The 14,556-nt window shown below is 71.7% G+C and carries 12 protein-coding genes; 10 read left to right on the top strand and 2 right to left on the bottom strand.

From position 1 onward, the window contains the following. Positions 1 to 55: 55 nt before the first annotated feature. The 4 genes from yajC (at position 56) to IPL61_09900 (ending at position 4,576) form a co-directional block, all read left to right on the top strand. The gene (yajC, locus tag IPL61_09885; GenBank protein ID MBK9031628.1) at positions 56 to 394 is read left to right on the top strand and encodes a preprotein translocase subunit YajC; all 339 of its coding nucleotides are present in this window, start codon (positions 56 to 58) and stop codon (positions 392 to 394) included. A gap of 852 nt (positions 395 to 1,246) precedes the next feature. Then, entirely contained in the window at positions 1,247 to 2,368 is a 1,122-nt protein-coding gene (secD, locus tag IPL61_09890; protein ID MBK9031629.1) for a protein translocase subunit SecD, read from the top strand. A gap of 57 nt (positions 2,369 to 2,425) precedes the next feature. Beyond that, positions 2,426 to 3,691, top strand: coding sequence for a protein translocase subunit SecF (gene secF / locus IPL61_09895; GenBank protein MBK9031630.1), 1,266 nt, complete (start codon positions 2,426 to 2,428; stop codon positions 3,689 to 3,691). A gap of 132 nt (positions 3,692 to 3,823) precedes the next feature. Beyond that, entirely contained in the window at positions 3,824 to 4,576 is a 753-nt protein-coding gene (locus tag IPL61_09900) for a hypothetical protein (GenBank protein MBK9031631.1), read from the top strand. Between the two features lie 53 nt (positions 4,577 to 4,629). Here the strand turns inward: IPL61_09900 and IPL61_09905 are convergent, their stop codons facing one another. After that, positions 4,630 to 5,043 carry a hypothetical protein gene (locus tag IPL61_09905; protein ID MBK9031632.1) on the bottom strand — a complete coding sequence of 138 codons (414 nt, stop codon included), beginning with the start codon at positions 5,041 to 5,043 and terminating at the stop codon, positions 4,630 to 4,632. Positions 5,044 to 5,293: 250 nt separating this feature from the next. Between IPL61_09905 and IPL61_09910 the strand changes: the two genes are divergently transcribed. From IPL61_09910 to gcvP, 3 genes are all read left to right on the top strand, one after another. Continuing rightward, complete coding sequence (locus IPL61_09910; protein MBK9031633.1) at positions 5,294 to 6,799, top strand: hypothetical protein; 1,506 nt, start codon at positions 5,294 to 5,296, stop codon at positions 6,797 to 6,799. Between the two features lie 31 nt (positions 6,800 to 6,830). Beyond that, positions 6,831 to 7,310, top strand: coding sequence for a hypothetical protein (locus tag IPL61_09915; protein MBK9031634.1), 480 nt, complete (start codon positions 6,831 to 6,833; stop codon positions 7,308 to 7,310). A gap of 432 nt (positions 7,311 to 7,742) precedes the next feature. Next, the gene (gene gcvP, locus IPL61_09920; GenBank protein MBK9031635.1) at positions 7,743 to 10,628 is read left to right on the top strand and encodes an aminomethyl-transferring glycine dehydrogenase; all 2,886 of its coding nucleotides are present in this window, start codon (positions 7,743 to 7,745) and stop codon (positions 10,626 to 10,628) included. Positions 10,629 to 10,638: 10 nt separating this feature from the next. Here gcvP and IPL61_09925 read toward each other — a convergent pair whose 3' ends face one another. Next, a complete protein-coding gene (locus IPL61_09925) occupies positions 10,639 to 11,394 on the bottom strand; it encodes a hypothetical protein (GenBank protein ID MBK9031636.1) in 756 nt (251 codons plus the stop codon). A 280-nt stretch (positions 11,395 to 11,674) separates the two neighbouring features. On the opposite strand from IPL61_09925, the gene IPL61_09930 reads away from it, so the two are divergent. The 3 genes from IPL61_09930 to IPL61_09940 are packed head-to-tail and all read left to right on the top strand — an operon-like array spanning position 11,675 to position 14,553. Then, positions 11,675 to 13,093 (top strand): putative metal-binding motif-containing protein, encoded by a 1,419-nt coding sequence (locus IPL61_09930; protein ID MBK9031637.1) that lies wholly within the window; start codon positions 11,675 to 11,677, stop codon positions 13,091 to 13,093. 27 nt (positions 13,094 to 13,120) lie between these two features. Next, positions 13,121 to 13,537, top strand: a complete 417-nt coding sequence (locus tag IPL61_09935) for a hypothetical protein (protein MBK9031638.1) — start codon at positions 13,121 to 13,123, stop codon at positions 13,535 to 13,537. Further along, on the top strand, positions 13,537 to 14,553 hold the full coding sequence (locus IPL61_09940) for an MCE family protein (GenBank protein MBK9031639.1): 1,017 nt from the start codon (positions 13,537 to 13,539) through the stop codon (positions 14,551 to 14,553). Before IPL61_09935 ends, IPL61_09940 begins: the two co-directional genes overlap by 1 nt. Positions 14,554 to 14,556: the final 3 nt, after the last annotated feature.

Genomic DNA, 14,556 nt, shown 5'->3' on the forward strand with positions numbered 1-14,556 from the left:
TTCGGGAACTTGGTTCGGCCCGGCCGGATCGCACGTCGCACCTAGGAGAGCCACCATGGCCGCCATGCAGATGCCCATCATGATGCTGCTGATCTTCGGAGTCTTCTGGCTCCTGATCATCCGGCCGCAGGCGAAGAAGCAGCGCGAGCATCAGGAGATGCTCAGCAAGCTCGGCAAGGGTGCGGTGGTGATCACGCGCGGCGGCATCATCGGCACGATCACCGGCGTGCAGCCCGGTGAGGTCGTCGTCCTCGAGATCCAGGAGAAGGTCCGCGTCCGCGTGCCGCGCGCGTACATCGAGAACACCTGGTCGGCCAAGTCCGACGACAAGGGCTCCGACAAGAGCTCCGGCAAGGACGAGGCCAAGGGCAAGGACGAGTCCAAGGCCGCCTGAGCTCGCCGACGCTTCGCTTCGCCCGGGCCCTCGGTCCGGTTGACTGGTCTTCGAGGTTGCTAATGGATCGCTCACTTCGCAATCGCACGCTCGGCTTCGCGGCCCTGCTCCTGTTCAGCGTGCTGTACCTGCTGCCGACGTTCGTCGGCGGCGCGCTGCCGTCGTGGTACCCCTTCGACAAGAAGATCAACCTCGGCCTCGATCTCAAGGGCGGCGCCCACTTCGTCTACTCGATCGACCTCGACACCGCGGTCGACGACAAGGCGTCCGAGCTCAAGCGCGACATCGAGGCCAAGCTGGCCGAGAAGGGCATCGAGGCCAAGGTCTCGACCCCGGCGGTGGCGCCCGGCGCGCTGACGATCCGGCCGGCCGACCCGACCAAGCGGGCCGAGGCCGAGAAGCTGGTCAACTCCGACTACGCCGGCATCATCTCGGGCCGGCCGTGCGACGAGCCGGCCGCGATCTGCGTCCGGATCGCGTCGCGGTTCGCCGACGACGTGCGCAAGCGCGCCCTCGAGCAGGCCGTCAAGACCGTGCGCGAGCGCGTCGACGAGGACGGCGTGGCCGAGCCCACCGTCATCCAGAAGGACGACCAGATCATCGTCGAGCTGCCGGGTCTGGCCAAGGAGTCGACCGCGCGCATCAAGGAGCTGATCGCCCGCACCGCCAAGCTCGAGTTCAAGATCGTCGCCAACGACCACGCCGTGATGAAGGCGATCTTCCGCCACGTGGGGGCCGCCGACAACCCGCGCGATCCCGAGGCCATCGACCAGGGCATCAAGGCCTACACCGACGGCTGGACCGCCGACAAGAGCGGCGACGAGTTCATCGACTACTTCCTGATCGCCAGCGATCGCGAGGAGGTGCTCACCAAGGACGAGGCCAAGGCCCTCAACTGCTACGACAAGACCAAGGACGTCGGCGGCAAGGTCACCTGCACGGTGTCGGGCCGCAAGGTGCTCGAGCGGTACCTGGCCAAGCTCGCCGCCCAGGATCCGGCCATGGCGGTCGGCGAGGACTTCCGCGTTCGGCTTCGAGTTCAACGAGCCCCAGCAGGACAGCGAGATCGCCGACAAGCGCCCGTACTGGCGCACGTACTACCTCGAGCGCGCGGTGCGCCTGACCGGCAGCGGCGTGTCCAACGCGATGGCGAACTACGATCAGAACACCGGGCGGCCCGAGGTACTCGTCGACTTCAACCGCTTCGGCGGCCGCCAGTTCGGCGACCTGACCGCGGCCAACGTCGGCAAGAAGATGGCGATCATCCTCGACGACAAGATCAGCTCGGCGCCGGTGATCCAGGGCGCCATCCGCCAGGGCCGCTCGACGATCACCGTCGGCGGCGCCAACGCGGTCCAGCAGGAGGCCGAGGCCCAGAACCTCGTCAACGTGCTCAAGACCGGCTCGCTGCCGGCGCCGCTCCGCGAGGAGTCGGTCGCCGAGCTCGGCCCGACCCTGGGCCGCGACGCGGTCGCCAAGGCCCAGCTCGCCTTCGGCCTCGGCGGCGTGCTCGTCATCCTGATCATGCTCAGCATCTACAAGTGGTCGGGGACGATCGCGATGGCCGGCACGATCCTGAACGTCGTGTTCCAGATGGTCGTCATGGCCATGTTCGGCGCCACGCTCAGCCTGCCCGGCATCGCCGCGCTGGTGCTGACGATCGGCTTCGGCGTCGACGGCAACATCCTCATCTACGAGCGCATCCGCGACGAGCTCTTGCTCGGCAAGTCGGTCAAGGGCGCCGTCGACATCGGCTTCTCGCGCGCCTTCTCGAGCATCCTCGACGGCCAGCTCACGACCGCCGCCGCCGGCTGGGTGCTCTTGCAGTACGGCAGCGGCCCGGTCCACGGCTTCGCGGTGCTCCTGCTCATCGGCATCGCCACCACCCTGTTCGTCAACGTCTGGGTCACCCGCCTCCTCTTCGATTGGTACATCTCGAAGAAGAAGGGCGAGCTGGCGACGATCTCGATCTGATCGACCCCGGCTCGGCTCCTCACGACTGACTACTGGCCACGCGCAGAAGGACCTCCCATGGCGGCCTCCGACCACAACTTCCGCTACCTCGTCAAGCCCGGCACCGATTTCGGGTTCGTCTCCAAGTTCCGGATCTGGATGCTGCTGTCGACCTTGCTGGTCGCGGTCAGCATCGGCTCGCTGTTCGTGAACAAGGCCGTCCGCGGCAGCTACATGAACTGGACGATCGACTTCAAGGGCGGCACCGAGATCGTCTACGCGTTCCGCGACAAGAACAAGCCCGACACCTACGTCCACGCTGACGCCGCCAAGGTGCGCGCCGCGCTGGCCGACGCCGGCGCCGATGGCTTCGACGTGTCCGAGATGACCTGGACCCAGGAGGTCGGCGACCGCGAGGTCACCGTGCGCGGCACGATGATCCGCACGCCGAGGTTCGGCGCGACGACGCCCGAGCAGAAGAAGTCGGCGGGCGACGCGTTCGCCGCCAAGTTCGCGGACCGCGGCATCGACTCGATGCAGTGGTCGGGCGATCGCCTGTTCGTGCGCTCGACCGGGCACATCACCGACGTCGAGGCCGCGCCGGTGTTCACCGCCGCCGGGCTCGAGGTCAAGGCCTGGGGCGACAGCGCCAAGCTCTACGACACCCCCGACGAGGGCACCGGCGAGTACCGCCAGACGTTCGCGCTCAACGGCCTCGACCGTCAGTACGAGCTGGTCCTCGAGCAGGCGCTGCCGGACGTCGACGTCGTGACCGAGGCGTCCTCGCAGGTCAGCGCCAAGGCCGGCGCCGATCTCCGCAACGACGCGATCAAGGCGCTGTTCTACGCCATGCTGCTCATCACCCTGTACCTCGCGGTGCGGTTCGACATCCGCTACGCGCCCGGCGCGATCTTCGCGACGTTCCACGACGCGATCATGGTCGTCGGCGTGTTCTCGGTGACCTGGACCGACGTGTCGCTGACCTCGGTCGCGGCGCTCCTGACCGTCATCGGCTTCTCGGTCAACGACACCGTCGTCATCTTCGACCGCATCCGCGAGAACCAGATCAAGCTCAAGGACAAGAAGCTCGAGCGCATCGTCGACATCTCGCTCAACGAGGTCGTCGTGCGCTCGATGCTGACCTCGTGCACGGTGTTCGCGGTGACCCTGCTGATGAACCTGTTCGGCACCGGCCTGGTCCGCAACTTCGCGTTCGCGATGAACGCCGGCATCATCACCGGCGCGTACTCCTCGGTCTTCCTGGCGCCGCCGGTGTTCCTGTGGATCGCCAAGCGCTACTACAGCGGCCCGACGACCGGCCGCGGTCGCCCCTCGGCGGCCTGATCGATCGGGCCCGCGGCAGCGCGGGCTGAGGGCAGGGCGGGCGCGCGCGACCAACGGTTGAGGGCGAGTCGGCGCGCGACGAACGGCCGCGCCGCCGTGCGCAGCGGCGCGGCGGTCGTGTACCGTGAGCGGATGCAGCCCACGTCGCCCGCCCTCGTCACCGGTCCCAGCCGCGGCGCCGCCATCGGGCTGCTCGTGTGCGCGCTGTTCATCGCGATCGGCACGGTGACGCGCAGCTGGTTCACGATCGACGCCGGACGGGTCGAGGCCGGCATGGGACTGGTCGGCAGCTACATGTGCCACGCCGAGGACGGCGGCTCGGAGTGTCGCGGCACGTGGCTCGATCTCGAGGTCCACGGCGCGCCCAAGGATCTGTACGCGGCCCGGCTCCTGACCTTCGCCGCGGGCCTCGCCGCCGCGGTCATGGCCGCGCTGATCGGCGCGCTGGCGCTCGGGGGCCGGCGCATGGCCCGGGTCGCGCTGTTCATCGTCGCCGGCGTGGCGATCGTCGGCGGGCTCTACGTGATCGTGCGGGTGTTCTCCGAGTCGCACGGGCGCATGGGCCCGTCGCTCGGCTACTCGGCGATGCTGGCGATGGCGGGGTCGATCGCCGCGGTCGTGGTGGCTGCGGTCGGGCTCGCGCCAGCGCGGGCCGTGCCGACTGGCGGGTTCGGCTACGGTCAGCCGCCGGGCTATGGCCAGCCCGGGCCGGGTTACGGCCAGCCCGCGCCGGGCTACGGCCAGCCCGGGCCGGGCTACGGCCAGCCCGGGCCCGGCTACGGCCAGCCGCCGGCCGCCGCGATGTGTCCCCGCTGCCAGATCCCGACCCAGTTCGTCGCCCAGTACCAGCGCAGCTACTGCGGCCGCTGCCAGCAGTACGTCTGAGCCGCCACGCCGCCCGCGTCAGCGCTTGCGACGCTCCCGCTGGAACGCGGTCCTCAATCCTCGGCGTGATGATCGGCCCAGGCCGAGATCAGCTCGAAGTCGTCGACGATCCGCGAGTGGTAGTGGCCCCACACGTTCGAGATCATCACCATCGACCCCCGTGACAGCTGTGGCGTGAGGTACAGCGCGAAGTACTTCGCCTCGGTGCCGTCCTCGACGTCGCCGACGGCCTCGAGCGGCAGCCCCGACACCGGGCACAGCAGCTCGCACACCGTGCCGGCCGGCAGCTCGAGCCCGGCCTTGCGCGAGTCACCGTGGATCGGCGACAGGTGCACGTCGCCCTCGAGGCCAGCGCCCCGGACCCGGATCGTGACCGCGGGCTGGTCGTCGAACGTGACGTCGGACACGCCGACCAGGTTGTCGCCGCGGGGCCCGTAGGCCTGGGTCACCACCACGACCACGTCCACGTCTTCCCCATCGGAGACGCTGACGCTGGGGTCGGAGACCGCGCGGTGGTTGCCAGTGACTCGCAGGCGTTGCCGGTCGGTGGGTTCGGTCATGTCGGGGCAAGGTCGCCACGGGCCGCAGGTCGGCGCAAGGGCCGACCGACCGATTCCGGGGTCGCGACCCCCGCCATGGCCGGGCTCGCCGATCTGCGATTCCCCACACTTCGCGATTGCAGGGCCCGGCAAGCACCTTGCATCATTAGCCCGAGTGATGCGCCGCCTGACCTCGTTCGCCGCCCTCGCGCTGGTCGCCGCCAGCGCCGCCGCGGCCCACGCCGGCGTGGTGGTGGTCATGACCGTCGGCGGCGACGACGACGGCGAGCTCGAGCGGATGCTCGACGACGCCGTGGCCGAGAAGCACGAGCTGCGCAACGGCGACGACTACACCCGCGTGGCGCGCAAGAAGGGCCTGGGCTCGTCGGACCCACGCGACATCGCCGACGTGGCCCGGGCCCTCGGCGCGGACGTGGTGGTCGACGCGACCATGCGGCGCGACGACGGCGAGTACGTCCTGCGGATCAAGCTGCGCCGCGCCGACGGCCGGGTCGACAAGACCATGATCGTGCGCATGAAGGCCAAGCGCCTGGGCCCGGCCGGCAAGCGCGAGGTCACGCGCGAGCTGCTCGCGGTGCTCGACCGCGTCGTGCGCGGCGGCGACGATCGGGACCGGGACGATCGGGACCGGGACGACCGGGACCGGGACGACCGGGACGACCGGGACGATCGCGATCGGGACGTGCGCGACCGCGATCGCGACGACGTTCGCGACGACGATCGCGACGACGATCGCGACGACGATCGCGACACCCGCCGGCGCCGCGATGATGACGACGACGACGACGACCGCGACACCCGGCGGCGCGACGACGACGATCGGGATCGTGACGACGACGACCGCGGGAGCCGTCGCCGGCGTCGGCCCGCGACCGCCGGGCGCGAGATCCGCCGGCCCGGCATCGTCTTCGAGACCGGCGCGATGGCGGTCAGCCGCACGCTGACGTTCTCGTCGCGCGCCAACTTCGATCGCCCGCCCAAGGGGTACAAGGGCGCGTTCGTGCCCGCCGGTCGGGTCGCGATCGAGCTGTACCCGCTGGCGTTCGGGTCGCCGCGCTCGGTGGCCGGCGGCCTCGGCGTCTACGCCGCCTACGAGCGCACATTTCTGCTCACCACCCGCAGTGACCAGACCCCCGACGTCAAGCTCACCACCGAGCAGTCGCACCTCGAGGTCGGCGCGCGGTTCCGCTACGCGTTCGGTCAGTCGCCGAGCCTGCCGTCGGTCACCGTCGGCGTCGGCTACAGCCGCCGGGCGTTCCTGGTCGACCGGGTCCCGCTGGCCGACCGGCCGCCGCTCGATCTGCCCGACGTCGACTACCGCACGATCGAGCCGGGCCTGACCCTGCGGATCCCGCTGGGCACTGACCGGCTGGCGCTGTCGCTGGCCGGGCAGGGCATGCTGGTGCGCTCGACCGGCGCGATCCAGCAGCCGGCCGAGTACGGCGCGGCCGAGGTGACCGGCGTCGCCGGCGCCGTCATCATCGACGCCGCGATCACCCCGCGGGTGCTGCTGCGGCTGCGCGCCGACTTCACCCAGCTCGGGTTCGACTTCGTCGGCAACGGCGACATGACCAACCTCCGCGACGGCGATCCCAACCAGGACGTCGGCGGCGCGCTCGATCGCTGGCTCGGCGCGGCCGCCAACCTCGCGGTCTCGTATTGACCAGGCCGGGCAGTTCCCGGACGATGATCCCGTGAAGGCGATGTCGATCACGGTGAGCGGCGACGCGACGCGGCGGCGGCTGGCCCTGCGCGGCCGCCTCGACGAGTTGACCACGCTGGTCGAGCACGTGCCGACCTGGGCCGCGCGCGAGGTCGTCGTCGACAGCGGCGAGCTGGGCTTCATCAACTCGATCGGCATCCGCGAGTGGATGCACTTCCTCGACGCCCTGGCCCGGGCCGGCGCCGCGATCGTCCACGAGCGCTGCTCGGAGCCGCTGGTCGAGCAGATGTGCTTCATCCCGGCGGTGCGCGGCGGAGGCGCCGTGCGCTCGTTCTTCGCGCCGTACCTGTGCCCGCACTGCGCCCACGAGGCCTCGATCCTGATCGAGGTCGAGGCCCACCGCGCCACCCTGAGCGCGCTGCAGGCCCCGCCGGCGACCTGCCCGAGCTGCGACGAGCCGATGACCCTCGCGGATCTGCCCGAGCGCTGGTTCGCGTTCCTGAAGAGCTAGCCGACGCTGGAGCCGGCGCCGGCGCCGGAGCGGGAGCCGGAGCCGGAAGCGGAGCCGGAGCCGGAGCCGGAACCGGAGCCGGGATCCGGAACCGGAAGCGGCGCCGGAAGCGGAACCGGAGCCGGAGCCGGAGCCGGAGCCGGAGCCGGGACCGGAGCCGGAGCCGGATCCGGAGCCGGAACCGGAGCCGGAGCCGGAGCCGGAACCGGAGCCGGAGCCGGAACCGGAGCCGGAACCGGAGCCGGAGCCGGAGCCGGAGCCGGAGCCGGAACCGGAGCCGGATCCGGAGCCGGAACCGGAACCGGGGATCCGGAGCGAGGCGCCGCCTGGAGCCGGCACCCGCGTCGTCGTGTCGCGCCCCCCGGCGGGAACGATCTTCGCCCGCGCGCGGCCCTGGAGGGCTGCCGGGGGGCCTGCTACGTTCCGCTCGCCGTGCCCCCGACCTCGCCTGTTCCATCCACGCTCGCTCCCTCCGACACCTTCGCGCCGCGGCACCTGGGCCCGCGCGACGCCGACCTGGCCGCGATGCTCGCGACCCTCGGGCTCGGCTCGCTCGACGAGCTGGCCGACGCGACCGTGCCGGCGGCGATCCGCCTCGGCCGCGCGCTCGACCTCGGCCCCGCGCTCACCGAGCACCGCCTGCTCGAGGAGCTGCGCACGCTGGCGGGCGACAACCACGTGTTCCGCTCGTTCATCGGCCAGGGCTACTACGACACGATCACGCCGCCGGTGATCCTGCGCAACATCCTCGAGAACCCCGGCTGGTACACCGCCTACACGCCGTACCAGGCCGAGATCTCGCAGGGCCGGCTCGAGGCGCTGATCAACTTCCAGACGATGGTCAGCGATCTGACCGGGCTGCCGCTGGCCAACGCGTCGCTGCTCGACGAGGCCACGGCGGCGGCCGAGGCCATGAACATGTGCGTCGAGGCGCACGAGCGCAAGCGCACGGTGTTCGTCGTCGACGCCGCCACCCACCCGCAGACCCTGGCCGTGGTCGCGACCCGGGCCCGCCCGCTCAAGGTCGAGGTGCGCGTGGTCGAGCGCGCCGGGCTGGCCGCCGCGATCACCGCCGACGTCGCCGGGATGCTCCTGTCGTACCCGACCACCGACGGCGCGGTCCACGACGATCGCGCGCTGGTGGCCGCGGCCAAGGCCGCCGGGGTCAAGGTCGTGGTCGCGACCGATCTGCTGGCGCTGACGATCCTGACCTCGCCCGGCGAGCTCGGCGCCGACATCGCGATCGGCTCGAGCCAGCGGTTCGGCGTGCCGATGGGCTTCGGCGGCCCGCACGCGGCGTTCCTCGCCACCACCGACGGGTTCCGCCGGCTCCTGCCGGGGCGCATCATCGGCGTCAGCAAGGACGCCAAGGGCCGGCCGGCCTACCGCCTGTCGCTGCAGACCCGCGAGCAGCACATCCGCCGCGAGCGCGCGACCTCGAACATCTGCACCGCGCAGGTGCTGCTGGCGGTGGTGGCGTCGATGTACGCCGTCTACCACGGGCCCGACGGGCTCACGGCGATCGCGCGCCGGGTCCGCGGCTGGACCGCGGTGGTCGCGGCCGGGCTGGCGCGGCTCGGCTACGCGCCGCGGGCCGGCGTGTTCTTCGACACCCTCCGCGTCGATCTCGACGCCCACCGGCAGGCCGAGGTGCTCGCCGCCGGCGTCGATCACGGCCTCAACCTGCGCCGCTTCGCCGACGGCGTCGGGCTGTCGTGCGACGAGACCACCAGCGCCGACGACGTGCTCGCGCTGCTCGAGTGCTTCGCCGGCGGCGACCTGCCGTTCGCGCTGGCCGAGCTGACCGCGGCCGAGGCCCCGGCCTTGCCCGACGGCCTGGCCCGGACCTCGGCGTTCCTCACCCACGACGTGTTCCGCCGCCACCGGTCCGAGCACGATCTGCTGCGGTACCTGCACAAGCTCGAGAGCAAGGACCTGTCGCTGACGACGTCGATGATCCCGCTCGGGTCGTGCACGATGAAGCTCAACGCCACCACCGAGATGATCCCGGTGACCTGGCCCGAGTTCGGGCGGCTGCACCCGTTCGCGCCGGTCGAGCAGACCGCCGGCTACCGGGCGCTGTTCACCCAGCTCGAGGCGTGGCTCGGCGAGATCACCGGGTTCCCGGCGGTGTCGCTGCAGCCCAACTCCGGCGCCCAGGGCGAGTACGCCGGGCTGCTCGCGATCCGCGGCTACCACGACGCCCGCGGCGATCATCACCGCACGATCTGTCTGATCCCGATGAGCGCCCACGGCACCAACCCGGCGAGCGCGGTCCTGGCCGGCTTCGAGGTGGTCCCGGTCGCGACCGCCGCCGACGGCACGATCGATCTCGCCGACCTGCGCGCCAAGGCCGACCTCCATCGCGCGCGCCTGGGCGCGATCATGGTGACCTACCCGTCGACCCACGGCGTGTTCGAGGAGGGCATCCGCGAGCTGTGCGCGACCGTCCACGACGCCGGCGGCCAGGTCTACATGGACGGCGCCAACATCAACGCCCAGGTCGGGCTGTGCCGGCCCGGCGACATCGGCGCCGACGTCTGTCACCTGAACCTGCACAAGACCTTCTGCATCCCGCACGGCGGCGGCGGCCCGGGCATGGGCCCGATCGGCGTCGCCGCGCACCTGGCGCCGCACCTGCCCGGGCACCCGCTGGCGCCGGTCGCGCCCGGCGGCACCGGGCCGGTGTCGGCGGCGCCGTACGGCTCGCCGAGCATCCTGCCGATCTCGTTCGCCTACATCGCGATGATGGGCGGCGACGGCCTGACCCGCGCGACCCAGGTGGCGATCCTCAACGCCAACTACATGGCCAAGCGGCTCGAGGACCACTACCCGGTGCTCTACCGCGGCGCCCGCGGCCGGGTCGCGCACGAGTTCATCCTCGACTGCCGGCCATTCAAGAAGTCGGCCGGGATCGAGGCCGAGGACATCGCCAAGCGCCTGATGGACTACGGCTTCCACGCGCCGACGATGTCGTTCCCGGTGCCGGGCACGCTCATGGTCGAGCCGACCGAGAGCGAGCCCCGGGCCGAGCTCGATCGCTTCTGTGACGCGCTGATCGCGATCCGCCACGAGATCGCCGCGGTCGAGACCGGGGCGATGGATCGCGCCGACAACCCGCTCAAGCACGCGCCCCACACCGCGGCGGCCGTGACCGCGACCGAGTGGCCGCACGCCTACGCGCGCGAGCAGGCGGCGTACCCGGCGGCGTGGCTGCGCGACTACAAGTACTGGCCGCCGGTGGCGCGCATCGACAACGCCTACGGCGATCGCCACCTGGTGTGCAGCTGTCCGCCGATGGAAGACTTCGCGCGCTGAGCCGCAACGGTCAACGTCGGCGCCGCCGGCGCCAGGCCAGCCCGCCGACCAAGGCCGCGACCGCGGCCGCCCCGACGCCGAACCCGAGCAGCCACGATCGCCGCGCGGCGGCGCCGCGATCGGCGTGGCAGCGGCCGTCGCGCGGGCGGGTCGCCGTGGCGCTGGCGGCGTAGCGCAGCTCGAGGCCGGTGGCGATCGGTCCGCCGACGCCGGTCCAGCTCGCGACGTCGTCCTCGAGACGCTCGCCGCCGAGCGTGCGCGCGGCGATCGTGATCCCCGGCCCACGTTCGACCGTCAGCTCGGTCGCGCCCATCGCGTCGAGCCGCAGCTCGTCACGCATCGTCAGGCCGTGGGCGTCACCGCCGCCCGTGCACAGCCACGCGATCAGATCGACCGACAGCGCGCCGGCCGCGACGGTGTCGGCGCCGAGCCCGACGTCGACCCGGGCCCAGGTCCAGCGCACCGGCTGGCCGTCGATCGCGATCGTCAGCGCGGCCATGACGTCGCGGTCGAGCTCGCGCCCGAGCACGTCGGCCTCGGCCGGCGACACCCGGCCGTCGCGGTCGCGGTCGAGGCGCTGGCGGACCCGCGCGCCCGGGCCTTGCCCGAACACCACCGTGTACGCCAGGCGCACGCGGTCGCCCATCGGCGTCAGCTTGAGGTAGCGGTCGACGGTCGCGTCCGACGGCGGGCTGTGGCCGCGGCTCACCCCGGCGCCGGCCGCGAGCGCCGCCACGATCAGGAGCGCACGGGTCGCGCGAGCCACGCCCGCATTGTGAGCGGTCCCGGCGCGGGCGGGAAGGGCGGCGCCCCACGACGCGTCGCCCAGCGCCGGCCGGTGGGAACGGGCGCTCATCCAGCCGCCGCGCCGCCGCCATCATCCCGCGCCGCCCGGCGGACCTGGCCGAGCGGACGGCCGCCGGTCCGGCCGGTTCTCCGGACGGTGCCCGCGGACCGACCAGCGCCCGCGGTCGCGATCACGCGCCGATCGGTCGTGGTTGACCCTGACGTGTCCGGATGCCTATCCTCCGGCCCGAGGAGGATTCATGCGTATTCGTACCCTGGCTTCGTTTGTGCTCGCGGCGGTGCCGCTCTACGGCTGCGGTGGCGACGACGCCGCCACCCCTGACGCCGGCCTGCCCCCGCTGTTCGAGCCCAAGCCCGAGTGCCAGGGCCAGAGCATCGCCCAGTTCACGGGCATGCACACGCAGGTCATCTCGAAGCTGGCGATCGGCTCGCAGTCCGACGGCTTCGACCTCGACGGCGACGGCCGCCCCGACAACAAGCTCCAGGGCGTCGGCGCGCTCGCCAACCCGGCGATCGGTGACTCGCTCAACGACTACTCCCTCCTCATCCCGATGGAGATGTTCGACTTCCCGACCGCGGCGGTCGACAGCTGCGTCAAGTTCGCGCTCTACCTGGGCGACTATCGCGCCGACGCCGACACCGACGGCGACGACACCGCCGTCGCCAACGGCGACTGCAACGATCACGCGATGGCGATCCACCCGGGCGCGGTCGAGGTGCCCGGCAACTTCATCGACGACGACTGCGACGGCCTCGCCGACGAGCAGGACGACGGCCCCAGCCAGACCCCGTCGGCCGACACGATGGATCGCGACGGCGACGGCGCCTCGCCCGCGACCGGCGACTGCGACGACACCAACCCGCTGGTCGGCGGCCTCGTCGCCAGCGTGCGCCAGGTCGAGATCTGCGGCGACGGCTACGACAACGACTGCAGCGGCGTCGCCGACCGCGGCGCCGGTGATCCGCCGGACACCTGCTACCCGTTCGACAACACCCCCGACACGATCTCGATCGATCCGCTGTCGTTCGAGAACGGCGCGCCGATCATCAAGTTCGACTCGGGCGAGGTCAAGATGACCGGCGGCAAGCTCGAGCTGACGGCCGGGCCGTCGCTGTTCGCGGTCAGCGTGCCGATCACCAGCGACATCGTCCTGACGCTGAAGATCACCGGCACCCAGATCAAGGCCGACGTGGTCGAGCAGGGCGGCTTCATCATGCTCAAGAACGGCCACCTCGGCGGCGTCATCGACGCGCGCACCGCCGACACGATCCGCGGGCTCACGGTCGATCAGATCGGCCTCAAGCCCGAGGACTCGCTGCTCGACGCGATCTTCGCCAACGTGCTCGGCACGCTCCTGGCCCTGCCGACCCAGCCCAACGGCTCGGCCCACCCGGGCTGCAAGACCCCGGACATCGACGTCGACCGCGACGGCCTCGAGATCTTCTGCGACACCGACAGCGACAACGACCCCGACACCAAGGTCGTCGACCTGTGCATCGACGGCGACGGCACCGAGATCCGCGACGAGGTCGTCGGCGGCGTCGTGGTCAAGCACTGCACCGAGGCGCTCCTGCCCAACGGCAAGTCGCGGTTCCCCGACGGCATCTCGGTCGAGCTGAACTTCGAGACCGCCCCGGCGACGTTGGCGGCGCCCTGACCGGCGATCTGGGGTAGGCTCGGGGCCATGACCCGTCGGCTCGGTCCCTGGCTGACCCCTGCGATCCTGGCGCTCGCCGCCGCCTGCGGCGGCAGCTCGCTCAAGCAAGCGGGCGACGAGTGTGTCGCGTCGAGCGAGTGTGACGTAGGGCTGGTGTGCGACCTGGGGGTGGTCCCGCACGTGTGCGCGGCCACCACCTCGATCGACGCGGCCCAGATCGACGGGCCCGACGTCGAGGTCGACGCCGGCGATCCCGACGCGGCCGCGATCGACGCCGCCGGCCCGGACGGCGCCCAGGCCGACGCCGCCGTGATCGACGGCGCCGTGATCGACGCGGCCATGATCGACGCCCCGGCGGTCGACGCCCCCGACGTCGACGCGCCGCCGCCGATCGACGCGCCCGAGCCGATCGACGCGCCGACCGACGCCCCGCCGGATGCCTGATGCGCGAGCGCGGTCTCGAGTTCAAGGTCGGCGTCATGCTGCTGGTGGCGGCGGCGGTGTTCGTCGGGTTCGTGTTCGTCCTCGGCAACTGGTCGCTGTCGTCGGGCTACACGATCTACGTCGACTACGACTACAGCGGCAACCTGCAGCCGGGCGCGCCGGTCAAGGTCGCCGGCATGAAGGTGGGCAAGGTCGAGGACGTCACCTTCATGGGCGGCAAGCTCGACCCGGCGACCGGCCGGCGGGTCTACGTGCGGGTCGAGGCGTGGATCGAGGACCGGGCCAAGGACAGCATCCGCCAGGACGCCGAGTTCTTCATCAACACCGCCGGCGTGCTCGGGGAGCAGTACCTGGAGATCGTGCCGGGCCGCGACTGGGAGCGGCCGCCGGTGCCGGCCGGCGACAAGCGGGTCGGGCGCAACCCGCCCCGGACCGACCTGGTGCTGTCGCGCCTGTACGACGTGCTCGACTCGCTGTCGCAGGTGCTGACCGAGGACAAGGACGTCATCAAGAACCTGCTCCGCAACAGCGCCAGCGCCGTGGCCTCGGCCGATGAGCTCTTGCGCGACAACAAGGCGCAGCTCGGCAAGCTGATCAGCTCGTCGACCGGCCTGGCCGACCAGGCGTCGCAGACCCTGGCCAAGCTCAACGCCTCGGTCGACGGCCGGGCGCTGGCGCGCACGGTCAACGACGCCGACCTGCTGCTGGTCAGCGGCCGCCAGGCCATCGACAAGGTCACGCCCGAGGCGGTGGCGCTCATGACCGACGCGCGCCGGGTCACCGGCATCGTCACCGAGGATCGGGTCGATCGCGCGATCGGCGTCGCCGACAAGGCCGCGGGCGCGGTGGGCAAGGCCGGCGGGCTGATCGACAACGTCGACGGCCTGGTCACCGATCTGCGGGCCGGCAAGGGCACCGCCGGCGCGCTGCTGGTCAAGGACGACGTCTACCTCGACGTGCGCGAGCTGATCCGCGACCTCAAGCGCAATCCCTGGAAGTTCTTCTGGAAGGAGTGAGCG

The sequence above is a fragment of the Myxococcales bacterium genome, assembly GCA_016717005.1.
Classification (GTDB): domain Bacteria; phylum Myxococcota_A; class Polyangia; order Haliangiales; family Haliangiaceae; genus UBA2376.